The 15,479-nt window shown below is 36.0% G+C and carries 17 protein-coding genes; all 17 read right to left on the bottom strand.

Annotation, left to right across the window (positions count from 1 at the left end; translation table 11 throughout):
• Window positions 1–18: 18 nt before the first annotated feature.
• The 17 genes from lolB1 to ICG50_RS01730 all read right to left on the bottom strand — a co-directional run bounded on the left by lolB1 (window position 19) and on the right by ICG50_RS01730 (window position 15,455).
• On the bottom strand, window positions 19–807 hold the full coding sequence (gene lolB1 / locus ICG50_RS01810; RefSeq protein WP_465254281.1) for a lipoprotein insertase outer membrane protein LolB1: 789 nt from the start codon (window positions 805–807) through the stop codon (window positions 19–21).
• On the bottom strand, window positions 804–2,153 hold the full coding sequence (locus tag ICG50_RS01805; RefSeq protein ID WP_187659200.1) for a tetratricopeptide repeat protein: 1,350 nt from the start codon (window positions 2,151–2,153) through the stop codon (window positions 804–806). The genes lolB1 and ICG50_RS01805 overlap by 4 nt, the downstream gene beginning before the upstream one ends.
• Before the next feature lie 6 nt (window positions 2,154–2,159).
• The gene (locus tag ICG50_RS01800) at window positions 2,160–3,170 is read right to left on the bottom strand and encodes a sugar phosphate nucleotidyltransferase (RefSeq protein ID WP_187659199.1); all 1,011 of its coding nucleotides are present in this window, start codon (window positions 3,168–3,170) and stop codon (window positions 2,160–2,162) included.
• Window positions 3,171–3,195: 25 nt separating this feature from the next.
• Window positions 3,196–3,630 carry a dUTP diphosphatase gene (dut, locus tag ICG50_RS01795; protein ID WP_187659198.1) on the bottom strand — a complete coding sequence of 145 codons (435 nt, stop codon included), beginning with the start codon at window positions 3,628–3,630 and terminating at the stop codon, window positions 3,196–3,198.
• A gap of 1 nt (window position 3,631) precedes the next feature.
• The gene (locus ICG50_RS01790) at window positions 3,632–5,098 is read right to left on the bottom strand and encodes a lipopolysaccharide biosynthesis protein (RefSeq protein WP_187659197.1); all 1,467 of its coding nucleotides are present in this window, start codon (window positions 5,096–5,098) and stop codon (window positions 3,632–3,634) included.
• A gap of 41 nt (window positions 5,099–5,139) precedes the next feature.
• Window positions 5,140–5,577 carry a GNAT family N-acetyltransferase gene (locus ICG50_RS01785; protein ID WP_187659196.1) on the bottom strand — a complete coding sequence of 146 codons (438 nt, stop codon included), beginning with the start codon at window positions 5,575–5,577 and terminating at the stop codon, window positions 5,140–5,142.
• A gap of 79 nt (window positions 5,578–5,656) precedes the next feature.
• Window positions 5,657–6,517, bottom strand: coding sequence for an ATP synthase F1 subunit gamma (gene atpG / locus ICG50_RS01780; RefSeq protein WP_187659195.1), 861 nt, complete (start codon window positions 6,515–6,517; stop codon window positions 5,657–5,659).
• 82 nt (window positions 6,518–6,599) lie between these two features.
• The gene (gene atpA, locus ICG50_RS01775; RefSeq protein WP_187659194.1) at window positions 6,600–8,177 is read right to left on the bottom strand and encodes a F0F1 ATP synthase subunit alpha; all 1,578 of its coding nucleotides are present in this window, start codon (window positions 8,175–8,177) and stop codon (window positions 6,600–6,602) included.
• 21 nt (window positions 8,178–8,198) lie between these two features.
• Window positions 8,199–8,732, bottom strand: a complete 534-nt coding sequence (atpH, locus tag ICG50_RS01770; RefSeq protein WP_187659607.1) for an ATP synthase F1 subunit delta — start codon at window positions 8,730–8,732, stop codon at window positions 8,199–8,201.
• Window positions 8,732–9,232: a F0F1 ATP synthase subunit B gene (locus tag ICG50_RS01765; RefSeq protein WP_187659193.1), complete on the bottom strand. Its 501-nt coding sequence runs from the start codon at window positions 9,230–9,232 to the stop codon at window positions 8,732–8,734. The genes atpH and ICG50_RS01765 overlap by 1 nt, the downstream gene beginning before the upstream one ends.
• An 84-nt stretch (window positions 9,233–9,316) precedes the next feature.
• Window positions 9,317–9,508, bottom strand: coding sequence for an ATP synthase F0 subunit C (atpE, locus tag ICG50_RS01760; RefSeq protein WP_171221220.1), 192 nt, complete (start codon window positions 9,506–9,508; stop codon window positions 9,317–9,319).
• A gap of 96 nt (window positions 9,509–9,604) precedes the next feature.
• Complete coding sequence (gene atpB / locus ICG50_RS01755; protein ID WP_187659192.1) at window positions 9,605–10,759, bottom strand: F0F1 ATP synthase subunit A; 1,155 nt, start codon at window positions 10,757–10,759, stop codon at window positions 9,605–9,607.
• Window positions 10,760–10,875: 116 nt separating this feature from the next.
• Window positions 10,876–11,274: a hypothetical protein gene (locus ICG50_RS01750; protein ID WP_187659191.1), complete on the bottom strand. Its 399-nt coding sequence runs from the start codon at window positions 11,272–11,274 to the stop codon at window positions 10,876–10,878.
• 1 nt (window position 11,275) lies between these two features.
• Window positions 11,276–11,509: an AtpZ/AtpI family protein gene (locus tag ICG50_RS01745; RefSeq protein WP_187659190.1), complete on the bottom strand. Its 234-nt coding sequence runs from the start codon at window positions 11,507–11,509 to the stop codon at window positions 11,276–11,278.
• Window positions 11,478–11,882: a bactofilin family protein gene (locus ICG50_RS01740; RefSeq protein WP_187659189.1), complete on the bottom strand. Its 405-nt coding sequence runs from the start codon at window positions 11,880–11,882 to the stop codon at window positions 11,478–11,480. Before ICG50_RS01740 ends, ICG50_RS01745 begins: the two co-directional genes overlap by 32 nt.
• A gap of 4 nt (window positions 11,883–11,886) precedes the next feature.
• On the bottom strand, window positions 11,887–14,667 hold the full coding sequence (porW, locus tag ICG50_RS01735) for a type IX secretion system periplasmic lipoprotein PorW/SprE (protein ID WP_246448706.1): 2,781 nt from the start codon (window positions 14,665–14,667) through the stop codon (window positions 11,887–11,889).
• A gap of 89 nt (window positions 14,668–14,756) precedes the next feature.
• Complete coding sequence (locus ICG50_RS01730) at window positions 14,757–15,455, bottom strand: ABC transporter ATP-binding protein (protein WP_187659188.1); 699 nt, start codon at window positions 15,453–15,455, stop codon at window positions 14,757–14,759.
• Window positions 15,456–15,479 lie beyond the last annotated feature (24 nt).

Below are 15,479 nucleotides of genomic sequence, written 5' to 3'. Positions count from 1 at the left end.
AAATATATTTTGGCAAGTCTAATTTATAAAAATTCGGTCATATCCATCGGGAACGCTATAAGGAAATGAAAGGTCTTCATTAAAGGTAACCGAATTATAATCGATGGAAATCTCTGTTTTCCCTTTCTTTTGCATCGCATTTATCTGCAAATTAGCCGGCAAAATAGCGGACGCAAAATCCTGAAAATTCGGATAATTCACGGTGAATGTTCTGTCTTTTTCAGGTTGTGTTATCTCTTGTTTTTTTAGTAAAAAATTTTTCGATTCAAAGGAAAAAGCCTTTTCAGTCTTGTCCTTAACGGTACTCAATTTATAAAACTTATCGGTTAATTCATAAGCATAATCTTGTTGGGTCAAATCGTCAATCGGTTTTCCAACCAACATGTTTTGAATTTTATCGAAATCCAAATCGGTGCCCAACCATTCGCTCAACGAAGCATAATCTCCTTCGAAATAAGTACCGTTGATTTTTTCATAATACTTCACTTCATTAGGCGTAATCAAGGCTTTGGCCATAGTAATTCCGAGGAAACGAATGCTTACTAAAATCTTTTCGCCTTTTTTGATTTTGATTTCGGCTGTAACATTTTGGGATTGCTTTTCATCTCTGTATTTGGCGCTTGACCTAATGTATAACGTAGAAAAATCACTTTTATTATTGTAGTGATTCTTAATGATTTTTTGAGAACTTATGGCATTCTCATCGATTGTGACGGTTGGTTTCGAATTAGAGTCGACTAAAACCGCCTTTGATTTACAAGAGGTTAAAAAAACCACGGACAAAATAAAATACCAATACTTCATTATTTCTTTTGTTTGTTAATGAGTTCATTGGCTTTAGTAAAATACTTTTCTTTCTTCTTCATATCGCCCAAACCATTGAAGGCTTCCCCTAATTGAATGTTGAAATTGATTTCCAAAGCTGTATCATCGATAACAAAATCCAAGCCAGTTTCTAGGCTTGAAGCTGCTTTCTTAAAATTTTGTGTTTGGTTGTAGGCCAATCCGGCATAGTAATAAAACTGTGGTTGCGTTGGAAACAATTGTGTCAACTCTTCGGCCTTCTTACTTAAAACAATGAAATTTTGTTTCTCAGTATAGGCTTGAAGCATTATTATTTGGGTTTCTACGTCGTCTTGAGCATTTTTAAGATGCATATCCAAATACTTGATGGCTTTATCCCAATTGGCTTTCGTATAATAGAATTTGCCAATTTCTTTGGCAACTTTTACTTCTTTATCGTTGTCAAAATAAGAAATGGCTTTGTCTAAATCGACTTCGTATTTCGGATTGTTTTTGGCAAAAATCAGGAACTCATTTAGGATTCTATGTTTGATTTTGGCATCTATTTTTGGGCTTGGCAAAACCAAATTCATCGCTTTCACCGCATTGTCACCGTCATTATTATTCAAATGAAATTTAAATAAACTCACTTGAGCCCAATCAGAAGTTGGGATTTCTTTTTCCAGTTTTTTGGCTATTTCTAAGGCTTTTTCTTCTTGATTACTTTGGGAATACATGTAAATCAAAGAAATATAGTTTGATTCTTCTTTCGGAAATTTTTTGATTTGGTCAACCAAATGGTTTTTTTCAGCCGATTGGTATTTGGCATCTCTTAGAATATCCGCTTTATACAATTCGCGTTTGTCTGACTTCCCTACTTTTTCATTCAACTCGTTGATAAGTTCCAAAGCTTTATCAAACTGTTGTGTGTTCATATAAAGTGACGTCAAATCTTCTTTGTACTCTGCTTTGAATTCAATTAATTTTTCGACTATAACAATAGCTTGATTGTAATCGTGTGTGTCATAACAAACATCATACATGCCAACCCAAGCCCATCTGTTATTTGGGTCCATTTGAGTAACTTTCTCAAAATTATCGTAAGCTTCTTTGTATTTTTTTTGGGCCAAATAATTTTTGCCTAATTCAAAATACGAAACCGGATTTTCAGGTTGAATTTCCTTGCATCGTTCTAAAGACAAAATCGCTTTATCATAGTTTTCGATGCTTTTTTGTTTTAAAGCTTCGTAGAAATGGTCTTGAAATCCATCGTCTATCACAGCGATATTGTTGGGTTCCTCTTGGGCCACAACAATATTGGGAATGGAGAACATTCCGAGTAACAAACCATAAATTACAAGTCTTTTCATTTCTTTCTATTCTAAAACCGAATAATCCCCGATACTTATACTCTTGAATTCACCGTCAAAGGTAGCGTGATTTCCTATCATCGCGTTATCCAATTTAGCGTTTTTGATATGCGCGTGTGTTTGCACTAAACTATTTTGAATTTTGGTATTGCTTACATGAGTTCCTTTACCTAAAGACACATTTGGCCCAACAACAGAATTGATAATCGCGACGTCTTCTCCAATATAACATGGTGGAATAATCGTTGCATTCTCTAATCGAACCGATTCGGCAATCAAATTTTCTCCGTCATTGTGCAAAAAGCCTAACATTCTGGAGTTGGTTTCCACCGTTACATCTTTATTTCCACAGTCCATCCATTCGTCTACTTTTCCCGGCACAAATTTCATGCCTTTTGCCATCATTTGTTTAATTCCGTCATTGATTTGGTATTCGCCGCCATGAATTATGTTGTTGTCCAAAACCGATTGCAACTCATTTCGCAATACGGCAACGTCTTTAAAATAATAAATTCCGATTACGGCTAAGTCAGAAACAAACTCTTTGGGTTTTTCAACTAGTTCAATAATTTCGTTGTTCTCATTTAAGTTTATTACTCCGAAAGCACTTGGATCTTCCACTTGTTTTACCCAAATTACACTGTCGGCGGTTTTGTCTAAATCAAAATCGGCTCGGATTAAAGTGTCGGCATAAGCAATTACTGCCGGACCGCTCAAAGAATCTTTGGCACACATTATGGCGTGACCTGTCCCTAACGCTTCGTTTTGGTAATAAATGGTTCCTCTTGCTCCTAGCTTTTGGGCTATCGCGATTAGTTCTTCTTCTACTTTTTTACCAAAACTTTCATGAATAATAAAAGCCACTTCTTCGATGTCTTGATTCAAAACACCGGCAATGTCTTCTACTAAACGGTGAACAATTGGTTTTCCGGCAACCGGAATTAAGGGTTTTGGAATGGTTAACGTATGTGGACGAAGACGCGATCCTCGACCGGCCATTGGTACTATAATTTTCATTTTATATTAATTGAGACTGTTTAACTTATTTTACACCTGTACTCCCGAATCCGCCTTCTCCTCTTGAGGTTTCAGACAATTCCTGAACTTCAATCCACTCAGCGCGTTCGTGTTTGGCGATGATTAGTTGGGCAATTCTTTCGCCATTTTCAATGACAAAATCTTCATTGGATAAATTTACTAAAATCACACCGATTTCCCCACGATAATCCGCATCAACTGTTCCGGGTGAATTTAAGACGGTGATTCCTTTTTTAGCGGCTAAACCACTTCTTGGGCGAACTTGGGCTTCGTACCCGATAGGTAATTCGATAAAAAGACCGGTTTTTACGATGGTTCTTTCTAAAGATTTTAACACGATTGATTCGGTCAAGTTGGCTCTTAAATCCATTCCTGCTGAGGCTATGGTTTCATAATTGGGCAATTCGTGTTGGGATTTATTGATGATTTTGATGGTCATTTTATTTGGCTTTTCTTTTTATGATTCGAAGTAGTATTTCTTTTTCGTTGCGGTAAATAAAGTATAAAAATAGTGATAGTAAAATTACCTTAACGAAATAATTTTCTCTTAAAACGGGAATGTAAAATGAGATTCCCGAAAAGAGAATGGAAAGTCCTAAGTATTTTAAAATGGTATTGATGTCATAAGGAATAGGATATTGTTTTTGTCCCATTTTATAGGATATAATCATCATCGTTCCATAAGCTGCTATAGTTGCGATTGCTGAACCGTAATAGCTGAATCCTTGTTTGATGAGCAAATAATTGAGCAAAAGTGTCACCAAAGCACCAACAATAGAAATATAAGCGCCCATTCTGGTTTTGTCAATTAATTTGTACCAAACCGACAAATTGGTGTAAATGCCTAGGAAGAAATTGGCCAAGACAATCAACGGTACTACTTTAATAGCTACCCAATAAGAATCTTCCGGAACCAGCGGTAATTTTAATAAATCGATAAACGCAATTACGAAAAGGCTGATGAACGAACCGAAAATCACAAAATATTTGGTAATTGTGGCGTAGGTTTGTTGGGCATTTTCATTGGCGGCATGGCTGAAAAAGAACGGTTCTATTCCTAAGGTATAAGCCGTTCTGAATAAAACCATAAACATTCCGATTTTGTAACAAGCCGAATAAGCGCCGATGTCTGCTTTAGAAACATTCATCCAATCTAAGAGAATTTTATCAAAATGTTCATTGATGGCAAAGGCTACTCCTGCGATTAAAATGGGCAAACCATATTGCATCATTCGCTTCCAAAGTTTGAAATCGAAACTCCAATTGATTTTCAAATAATCCGGAGAAAGCACTACAAAAGTTAGGAAACTCGCCATCAAATTGGCTACAAAAATATAGCCGACTTGGAAGTTTTCATAATAAATGGTACTGAAAAAACCATCGGGATTGGCTTGTGCTAATTGCGGTAAAAGCAATAAGAAAAACAAATTTAAAATCATGTTTATCGTCACATTGCCTATCTTAACAATGGCGTACATCATTGGTCTTTTGGTCGCGCGCATTCGGGAAAACGGAATAATCGCCAAAGCATCTAACACCAAGATCCAAATGGTATACGTGACGTATTCGACTTTAATGCCGGACCAATCTGAAAGCGTATTTCTGAACAATAAAGCCAATCCTAAAAAGGCGATTGACGTCCAAAAAATAGAAACAGTAGAAGTAGAAATGACTTTTTTCTTGTTGTCTTCGGTATTGTAAAATCGGAAGAAAGCGGTTTCCATTCCGTAGGATAAAATCACGTTGAAAAAGACCAGCCAAGCGAATACGATAGACACATCGGCAAACTCTTGGGTTGGGAGCTTTTTTACAAACAATGGATTCAGCAAAAAGCTAATCATTCTTGGCAGTACTGTTGCCAAACCATAGATTAGTGTTTGTTTAAAAAGACTTTTATATAAACTCAAGGTGATTCCGGTTAGTGTAACAAAAATAGGGTTTTATTGGATTATGAAAATCCATTTTCGTCAATAGTTTTGATAAAATGAAAACCTCTTGGTACATAACCCAAGTTATAATAGAATTTGTGCGCCGGAAAGTTTCCGGTGAATGCATCTAAGACGATGCAAGTGCAGTCAAGCTCTTTGGCTTTTTCATCTATATAATTCGAAATAATACAGCCTATTCCTTTATTACGATGGTCGGGATGAACAATAAAATTATCGATTTCTATGTATTTTCCGGTCCATAATTTGGTGCCAAACCAAAAGCCGGTCAATCCGATGCAAATATTGTCTTCGAAAACAGCAGCTTGTTTGTAGCTCTTTGGGATCATATCTTTCAAGAATGATTCATAGCGTTCGATAGTCATATTGGGATACAGAAATTGCATGGTGCTGAATTGTTCGAGCATTTCTGTAATGGTTGTAAGTTCTCTGACTTGCATTGGTTGAATTTTAATTTAAAAGTAATAAAAAAAGAGCCAACTCTCGTTGACTCTTTCTTGTAAAATATTGTTTTGAAATTTATCCTTTCAAAGCTTCTGCACCACCTACAATCTCTAAGATCTCGTTAGTAATCGCCGCTTGACGCGCTTTGTTGTAAGTTAATTTCAATTGGTTTCTCAATTCGGTTGCGTTGTCTGTTGCTTTGTGCATTGCCGTCATACGCGCTCCGTGTTCCGCAGCAAAAGAATCTCTAATAGATTTGTACAATTGTGTTTTTAATGATTTTGGAATCAAAGTCAACACGATTTCTTCTTTTGAAGGTTCAAAAATGTAATCTCCGGTTGAAACAGGCTTATCAGAAGCGATTGGTGCTAAAGGTAAAAACTGCTCTACTTGAACGATTTGTGTTGCTGCGTTTTTGAATTGGTTGTAAACGATTTCGATTTTGTCGTATTCACCGGAAACGAATTTATCCGTTAATACGTTAGCGATGTCGGCAACGTTATCAAAAGTTAGGTTGTCAAATATTTCGCTTTTGTTTTCGATTACGGTATTTACTTTTCTAAAAAAGTCGTTTCCTTTTTTACCTATAGCAAAAAAGTCTACTTGTTTTCCGGCGTAACGATCAGAAACCTCTTTCGCTTGCTTGATAACATTAGTATTGAATGCTCCGGCCAAACCTCTGTTTGAAGTTATGACAACAATCAATACTTTGTTTACTTCGCGTTGCGTAGTGTATTGTCCACCGGCATCTCCGTCTAAAGTAGCGCTAACGCTTTGTAATAATTCCGTTAATTTTTCGGCATAAGGTCGCATTGCTGTAATGGCATCTTGTGCTTTTTTCAACTTTGCGGCAGAAACCATTTTCATCGCCGATGTAATCTGCATCGTCGACTGAACGGAAGTAATTCTATTACGGATTTCCTTTAAGTTTGCCATTTATATTATTTTAAATTATAAATTCTGAATTATAAATTATGGTAACCATTTAAAATTTATAATTCAAAATTTAAAATAATTCTTAGTTATATTTCGCTGAAATTTCTTTAGCTGTTTTCTCTAAAACGTCCGTAATGTTATCGTCTAACTTACCGGCTTTTAAAGCGTTTAAAACATCTCTGTGTTTGTTGTTCAAGTACTCGATAAAATCTCTTTCGAATTCTTTTACTTTGTTTACAGGAACATTTCTCAACAAGTTTTTAGAACCAGCGTAGATAATTGCTACTTGGTCTTCAACGGTGTAAGGATCGTTTACGGCTTGTTTCAAGATTTCAACGTTTCTTCTACCTTTTTCAATTACGTTTAAAGTAACCGCATCCAAATCAGATCCGAATTTAGCGAACGCTTCCAATTCACGGAATTGCGCTTGGTCTAATTTCAAAGTACCTGCTACTTTTTTCATTGATTTAATTTGAGCGTTCCCTCCAACACGTGATACCGAAATACCTACGTTAATCGCCGGACGAACTCCAGAGTTGAATAAATCACCATCCAAGAAAATCTGACCGTCAGTAATCGAAATTACGTTAGTTGGGATATACGCAGAAACGTCACCCGCTTGAGTTTCAATGATTGGTAAAGCTGTTAATGAACCGCCACCTTTAACGATTGGTTTCAAAGTATCTGGTAAGTCGTTCATGTTTTTTGCGATATCGTCATCCGCAATTACTTTACAAGCTCTTTCTAATAAACGGCTGTGTAAGTAAAATACGTCTCCAGGATAAGCCTCACGACCCGGTGGTCTTCTTAACAACAAAGACACCTCACGGTAAGCTACCGCTTGTTTTGATAAATCATCATAGATAATCAAAGCCGGACGACCTGAATCTCTGAAATACTCTCCGATAGCAGCACCTGCCATTGGAGCATATACCTGCATTGGCGCAGGATCTGAAGCGTTAGCTGCAACGATTGTTGTATAAGCCATAGCGCCTTTTTCTTCTAATGTTTTTGCAATACCCGCTACTGTTGAAGCTTTTTGTCCAATAGCAACATAGATACAGAATACCGGTTGCCCAGCATCGTAAAATTCTTTTTGGTTCAAGATAGTATCGATACAAACGGTAGTTTTACCGGTTTGACGGTCACCAATAACCAACTCACGTTGCCCTCTACCTACAGGAATCATCGCGTCGATTGACTTGATACCGGTTTGTAACGGCTCAGTTACCGGTTGACGGAAGATAACTCCAGGAGCTTTTCTTTCCAATGGCATTTCGTATAACTCACCACCGATTGGTCCTTTACCGTCGATTGGCTCACCTAGTGTGTTTACAACACGACCTACGATTTGCTCACCAACTTTCAAAGAAGCGATACGTTGGGTTCTTTTTACGATAGAACCTTCTTTAATTCCGGTTGATGGTCCTAAAAGTACAACACCCACGTTGTCTTCTTCTAAGTTCAAAACGATAGCTTCTAATCCGTTATCGAATTGTACTAACTCACCGTATTGTGCGTTTGACAAACCATACACACGAGCGATACCATCACCTACTTGAAGTACTGATCCCACTTCTTCTAAAGTAGCGCCAGATTGGAATCCTTCTAATTGTTTTTTTAATATTGCTGAAATTTCAGCAGCTTTAATTTCCGCCATTTTGATATATCTTTAATGGTATTAATTACTAAATTCTCTTCTTAATTCTTGCAATCTGTTTGCCACAGAAGCGTTGTATTGTTTATCTCCTATTCTCAAAATAAATCCTCCGATAATTGATGGATCTACGATGTTTTCGATAGTTATCTTTTTGTCTGAAATCGTAGCAATCTTAGCCAATACTTGATTTTGCAATTCAGCAGTAATTGGGAAAGCGGTAGTTACTTTGGCTAATTCAACACCATTCATTACGTCGAATTGGGCATTGAATTGTTGGGCAACCTCAGCTAAAATTTCAAATCTTTTGTTTTCCTGAAGCAATCTGAATAAAGCATTGGTTTCTGACTGAACCGTAGCAAAAACTTCTTTCAAAGCACTCATTTTCACCTCTGAAGAAATGATTGGGCTTGATAGAAATTCGCTTAATTCAGCGCTTCCGGCCACTGAAGCAACGATTGACAACATGTCTTCGTTTACTTTAGCAGCATTTCCGCTTGAAACCGCCGTTTCTAAAATTGCTTTCGCGTATCTAATCGCAGCTCTTGACATAACGATTAATTTAATTTTACATCACCTAACATTTTCTCTACCAATTTGGTTTGAGCTTCTTTGTTAGATAATTCGTCTTTTAATAATTTTTCAGCGATGTCTAATGACAAAGTCGAAACCTGAGCTTTCAATTCAGCTAAAGCTGCATTTTTCTCGCTTTCGATAGAAGCTTTCGCTTGCTCGATCATTTTTTGACCGGCAGTTTGTGCTTCTGCTTTAGCATCGTTAATCATTTTTTCTTTGATTTCACGAGCTTCCTTCATCATGGTATCACGCTCTAATCTTGCTTCAGCTAATAATTTCTCATTATCTGATTTAAGATTTTGCATTTCTTTCTTTGCATTTTCAGCAGAAAGCAAAGCGTTTCTGATTCCTTCTTCTCTTTCGTTTACAGCATCAAGAATAGGTTTCCAAGCAAATTTTTTCAATAAGAAAATCAATCCTACGAAAATCAAAAATTGCCAGAAAAACAATCCTAATGAAAAATCATTTATTAACTTTTCCATATTATAAAGTAATTATATAGTCTTTTAATTTAATTTTTAAACAAAAGCTACAACCAACCGTTGCAGCTTTTTGTTTTGTTTGAATTATACTGCGAATAAAGCAGCAAATCCGATACCTTCAATAAGCGCAGCAGCAATAAGCATAGCTGTTTGGATTTTACCAGTAGCTTCCGGTTGACGTGCAATAGCGTCCATTGCAGAACCACCAATTCTTCCGATACCGATACCAGCTCCGATTACTACTAATCCAGCTCCAATGATTTTAGGAATTTCCATAAAAATATGTATTAAAAATTAAACATTCAATTTTGATATTAGATATTAGATATTAAATTTCAGATATTTAAAATTTAATATTTGATATCTAAAATTTTAATGGTGAGCTTCATCATGATGATGCTCTTCTACGGCCGAACCAAAATAAAGCGCCGACAACATAGTAAATATATAAGCTTGCAATAAAGCAACTAATATTTCAATTAAAGAAATCGCAAACGAAAGGAAGAAAGACAAGCTGCTTCCTATCCAGTTTTTGAAAACAAACATTAACCCAATCAAACTCATCAATACGATGTGACCCGCAACGATATTCGCATAAAGACGAATCATTAACGAGAAAGGTTTGATAATCGTTCCCAATAATTCAATTGGCGCTAAAATGAATTTCATTGGTACAGGCACGCCCGGCATCCAGAAGATGTGACCCCAATAATCTTTTTTAGCGGTAAAAGTTGTGATTAAGTAAGTGATTAAAGCCAAACAAGCAGTAACGGCAATGTTTCCGGTTACGTTGATGCCAAGTGGTGTTAATCCGAAGATATTTAAGAACCAAATAAAGAAGAAGATGGTTAATAAATAACTCATGTATCTTTTGTAGTGCTTCTCTCCGATGTTAGGAATAGCGATTTCGTCTCTTACGTATAATACAATCGGTTCGAAAATACGACCAACTCCTGAAGCAATGCCTCCGTTTTTAACGTATGATTTAGCCAAACTTTTAAATAACAAAAACATGATTAAAGCTACTACAAAAATCATGAATACGTTTTTGGTAATAGAAAAATCAAGCGGCTTTTCATTGGTAGCATGGTGGTGCTCATCCATGGTTACTTCGCCTTGAGCGCTGTCAACTTTATAAATTTTACCGTGGTGCAATTTGTAGAAAGTTCCGTTAACCTCTGCAACTTCATGATCATTGTGGAATTTTGAAGAAGAGAAAACTTGTAATCCGTTATCAATTAAAATAACCGGCAACGGAAATCCAACGTGATGTTGTTTTCCTGCTTCGTCTTTGTACCCAAAAATATTGAAGTCATAAGAGTCTTTCAAGTGATGGTCGATGAACTCTTTGATTTCGGTTTTAACGTCTTTTGGTTCTGCTGATTCTCCATGAGTAGTTTCAACCGCATGAGTAGTTTCTGCTGAAACTTGGGTTGAATCAACTGTTGGGTTTGCCGAACTTACTAATGGTAAAAAAGCTACTAAGGTAGCGATGATAAAACGGAGTGGTTTTTTTGAAAACACCATATCTGATAATTATCTAAATTTTATTTTCTCAAATTTGGTGCAAAAGTACAATATTAATTAATATTAAAAAGTATATGTTTTAATTTTTTTGACAGAATTGTCAATTTAAAACTGATTTATTGTTTATTATTTAAAATTCTGATAGTTACATAGGTTTCTATTGCCAAAAAGTAAATGAAAATGATAAAAAAATTCATTTTTTCTGTGGGCGTTTTAGGCAAGTCTGCAGCCAATATTGGTTTCAAAAAAAGAAAAGCAATTCCCATTTTTAAGGTAGTGAGCAATAAAAAGGTATAACCTACTGAGTTAATGCTCTTTTCTTTAACCTTATCCAGCACCAAAATCAACATCGAAGAAAAGAAGAAAAAGAACAAATACAAGAGTTCAATGGAATAAATAAATCCCGTTTCGTAGGCTTTGGGTACCCAAAAATAAAACAAGATTTTGTGAATAGCAAAACCGATTATTCCTAAAACTAAAACGGTGAAAATGGATTTGAATTTGTCTAAATTCATATTACTGATTATCTGATTTATTAATTTCTTTCAACTGTCGGTTAAGATTGTAAAATGCTATTGCTACACCGGACAAGGTTAAAATTTTTACATAAATGTTGTGTGGATTACTGTACTTTTCGTCAAGCCAACGCCCTAAATAGGCAAATAAAAAAACGATAACGCCCATTTGAACGGGAATATTGATGAGTGCCAACCACTTATTAGGCGCTTTTCTCTTCGGTTGGTTGTCCATTATTAGGAAGATTTTTGACATGGGGTTTCATGACGCAAGACGCACTGAATTCTGCTCCTGGTTCTACAGACAGTTTACCACAAATTACTTCTCCAATAATGTGGGATTTTGATTTGACATTCAAGATTTCCTGCACTTGTATTTTGCCTTCAAAAGTGCCTTCGATATCGGCATTTTTACATATGATATCACCTTTAACGCTTCCGGCCGGACCAATAACAATTTTTCCTTTTGACTGAAAATTTCCTATCAGATGCCCATCCAAACGGAAATCTGCAGGAGAAATAATATCACCGGTAATAGTAGTTCCTTCCACAATTCTGTTGGTTTTTCCTAAAAGATCCGTGTATGATTTTGGACTTTTTTCAAACATGACTTTATCCTTTTTTGGCTGGTGGTCTTGAAGATTGAGGCGATGGAGGTAAGCCAATTTGGTCTTCGCTTTCTTCCATTCCTTTTTGTGTTTTTACAGGCTGTGTTTCTTTACTGTCTTTTTGCACTTCTTGCTGAACTGGTTTTTGTTCTTGAACTACCGGTTTTTCAAAAGTCCCGTCCCAATTAGGTTGGGTTGGATTGTCGGTTAGATTTCCGGCTAAAAACTCGTCTAAATTCTTTTTAATCTGAACTATGGTATAGTTTTCTGTTGAAATAATAATTGGGGTTTCTAGCACCTTATAATCCTTATAGTCTTTTAATATAGCCGTTATTCCTTCTGCTAAATCTTTAGAATTCATGCCATGAATCACTACAAAATTATCGGTCATCGTGTAAATATCCAAAGAAATCGTCAACTTAGCTAAATCTCTGTCTTTGATGAATTTTGCAATCTTGTCTCGAAGAACTTTGGTTCCTTTGTCCTCAAAGTCCTTGGTTCGGTATAAAATTTTCCAGTTTTTGGAGTCTAAGCTTGATAATTGTAACGCTTGCAGTTTTGGTAAATCTACCGATATCATTTTCTCGGCTCTTTTGCCTTCTTCGCTATTCGGATAATTCAACGCTACAAAATTAAGTGCTTTGCCATATTCATCAAGACCGGCTAACTTTCCGATAATATTGGCTTTAAGTAATTCTAATTTTGGGACAATTTCATCTCCCGTAAATCGGTCTGTAGCACTTTCGGTATCTGTCAAAACCAATTTATAATCCCCTTCTTGATACCTTTTATATAGGTTTTCATAAACCGCTTTTGGCGAATCACTGTTTTCGGCGTATTCACCATTCGGATTGTTTAAAATTTGGGCGTATCTCGAATTAGGGAAAGAAGTGATAATTCTCGATTTCATGCCTTCTGCTTTCGACTTGTCTATGATTTCATAGATTTTATACAAATTATACATCGAAGGCAAAACCAATCTTTCTTCCGGATCGTTTAGTAACAAGCGTTCTAGCTTATCTGCCGCCAATTGGTATTCTTTAAATTTTTCCTTGTAAATAACGCCCAATTGATAATAAGCAAAATTTCTTTCTTTACTCAAACTGTCAATGAGTGTTTGACTTGTTGGCAATTGCTTGATATAAAATTCGGGAGTAAAACGTTCCTCTACAATAGCTTCTTTGGAATCTTTATCGATTTCTTTTTCGTCCCCATCAGCTTCTTTATCCTCTTTTTTAGGCGCGCTCGTTTCTAATCTCCAATTGTCTTGAAGTGTTCTTTTCCCCCAAATTTTTTGGAATTCTTTTTGTCCATAAGCAACGGTTGTTGGATTATAAAAATAAAATGTTGCGTCATTTCCATTGGAAGCAGACAATGAAGTAGCTTTTTTAGGTTTGGCGTCGGCATCCATTTTACCATCTCCTCGTTCTTGATTTTCTTTGATTCGAGCTTCTTTTTCAGCTAATTTTTGCGCAATTTCTTCTTCTTTTTTAAGCTTATCAATATGTTTTTCAAAATAAGCCGTTCTGTCAGAGCCCGACATCGAATACAATAAAATTATACTGTCGTTAGTTTGAGCAATAGCTTCGTACTTAATAACATCTTCCAGATTTTCTCTTTTCTTTTTAATCAAATTAAATTCGCGAGTCCTTGGTTTTAAATGCACCAAGGTGCTGTCAAAATATTTACCGGCAGTTAAGTATTTAGCCGAGTCAAAATAGATGTCTGCCAAGTTTCTATAATTTGAAGCGATCAAATAACTGTCTTGGGTTTTCTTTTTAAGCGAAAGATTGTAGTGCTTCTTGGCTTGGGTTAACATGTTTTGTTTGTCGTAAAACAAAGCCACTTGGTGGTGAATTACATCTAAAAACGGACGGTTTTCTCGGTCTTCAAGTAAGTCATTGAACTTTTTCATGAAAGCAATCGTATCACCGCTTTTATAATCAAACTGACCGGCTTGTTTGGCATGCGCTTGAATCACATATTGCCGTGCCGATTTTCTATTCATATCGATTACCTCTTGGTACTTAGCATAAGCGCTGTCCTTGTAGCCTAATGCTTCATAGAGTTGTGCCAATATGAATCGGTACCTTGCTTTTTCTTCATTGGATTTGGTGAACTCTGTAGCTAATTTTATTTTAGCCACAGCGCTGTCTTTTTCTTCCAAATTCAAAAAGGCTTGTGCCAATGCCGCATTAGCATCTGCAAAGATTTGGTCTTTGAATTTGATTTCTTTTAAAAGCTTAGTCAAATTGTTAACGGCAATAGCGTCATTTTCTAAACGCATATTGGTTTTTTCGCGCCAAATTTTTACTTCGTAGATTTTATCGCTTTTCGGATATTTGTAAAGCACATAGTTAAAGGCTTCCAATGCCGGTACAAAACGTTGTTCGTAATATCTTGATTGTCCCAAAAGCAAGTGTGCTTCATCCATTTGAGGGTTTTTCTCCGAACCTTGAATGTTCATGGAGTGTTTCTGAATGGCTTTGGTAGCTTTGGTTTCGGCTCTTTCAAAGTTAGCATTTCTATTTTCCCCCGGTAACATTCTGTCTTCTGTTACTTGCATTCTCTCAATAGGAAGCAACTCCCAAAAGTTGTCACTGTTTTGCAATTTTACATCTTCAATTCCTTTTTGCAGAGCGATATCACCATTGTATAAGATGTTATATTTGGTACTTAGCGCGTGTGAATTTCGGGAGAGAAAAGTATTTCTTTTGGTAGAACAAGCTATCAAAAAAACAAGCAATCCAGAGTAGATAAGATATTTAATAGTATTGGTTTTCAAAGCGAAACGTATTTTTATAGTAACGTGAAAAAGTCATAAATAGTATAACTAACTGGTAAAAATACGTTTCTTTTTGATATGGCAAAAAATTAGACTGCAAAAAATGCTTCCAATTCTTTTAAAGTTTCAGGCGATGTTTGAATATCTTTCACGACTTCGCCTAAATGCAAAGCTACAATTCGGTTACAAACCTCAACTGTGTGAACCAAATCATGGCTGGAAACCAAAACAGTCCTATTAGAATCATCGGCCAATTCTTTGATAATTTTTTTCAAACGATTTACGGTAGTTGGGTCAAGATTAGCAAATGGTTCATCCAAAATAATCACTTCAGGATTTCCGATTAATGTCGCTATAATGCCTACTTTTTTCATGTTTCCTTTGGATAAATCTCTGAGGTATTTTCGGCTATTTAGGATTTCTCCGTTGAAAAATTCTTCGTGTTTTTTTAATAACGCATCTACATCAGCTTTGTTTTGTCCACGTAAATCTCCGATGAAATAGAAGTATTCTTCGGCCGTCAAATAACCAATTAAAAAACTCTCATCTATAAATGCTGCCGTAAACGGTTTCCAGGCTTCGCTGGTATTAACCTGAACATTATTGTTTATAATATGCCCGGAACTCGGTTGAATTAAGTCAAGTAGCAAACTAAAGAAAGTCGTTTTTCCGGCGCCATTGTTTCCCACTAAACCAAAACTTTGTCCTTTTGGGATTTCAAGATTGACGATATTTAAAACTGTTACGCCGTTGCCATATGTTTTTGAAAGATTGTTAACTTGTATCATTTTTTCGAGTAATTAGTAATTAGT

Origin of the sequence: Flavobacterium buctense (assembly GCF_014486695.1) — a bacterium.
Taxonomy (GTDB): domain Bacteria; phylum Bacteroidota; class Bacteroidia; order Flavobacteriales; family Flavobacteriaceae; genus Flavobacterium; species Flavobacterium buctense.
The sequence above is the reverse complement of the archived record's forward strand: the minus strand, read 5'-3'. Positions and strand labels throughout refer to the sequence as shown.

Coding starts and splice junctions, on each gene's coding strand:
- ICG50_RS01805 (WP_187659200.1), bottom strand. CDS start 2,153: ATGAAAAGACTTGTAATTTATGGTTTGTTACTCGGAATGTTCTCCATT.
- ICG50_RS01800 (WP_187659199.1), bottom strand. CDS start 3,170: ATGAAAATTATAGTACCAATGGCCGGTCGAGGATCGCGTCTTCGTCCA.
- dut (WP_187659198.1), bottom strand. CDS start 3,630: ATGACCATCAAAATCATCAATAAATCCCAACACGAATTGCCCAATTAT.
- ICG50_RS01785 (WP_187659196.1), bottom strand. CDS start 5,577: ATGCAAGTCAGAGAACTTACAACCATTACAGAAATGCTCGAACAATTC.
- atpG (WP_187659195.1), bottom strand. CDS start 6,517: ATGGCAAACTTAAAGGAAATCCGTAATAGAATTACTTCCGTTCAGTCG.
- atpA (WP_187659194.1), bottom strand. CDS start 8,177: ATGGCGGAAATTAAAGCTGCTGAAATTTCAGCAATATTAAAAAAACAA.
- ICG50_RS01765 (WP_187659193.1), bottom strand. CDS start 9,232: ATGGAAAAGTTAATAAATGATTTTTCATTAGGATTGTTTTTCTGGCAA.
- atpE (WP_171221220.1), bottom strand. CDS start 9,508: ATGGAAATTCCTAAAATCATTGGAGCTGGATTAGTAGTAATCGGAGCT.
- atpB (WP_187659192.1), bottom strand. CDS start 10,759: ATGGTGTTTTCAAAAAAACCACTCCGTTTTATCATCGCTACCTTAGTA.
- ICG50_RS01750 (WP_187659191.1), bottom strand. CDS start 11,274: ATGAATTTAGACAAATTCAAATCCATTTTCACCGTTTTAGTTTTAGGA.
- ICG50_RS01745 (WP_187659190.1), bottom strand. CDS start 11,509: ATGGACAACCAACCGAAGAGAAAAGCGCCTAATAAGTGGTTGGCACTC.
- ICG50_RS01740 (WP_187659189.1), bottom strand. CDS start 11,882: ATGTTTGAAAAAAGTCCAAAATCATACACGGATCTTTTAGGAAAAACC.
- ICG50_RS01730 (WP_187659188.1), bottom strand. CDS start 15,455: ATGATACAAGTTAACAATCTTTCAAAAACATATGGCAACGGCGTAACA.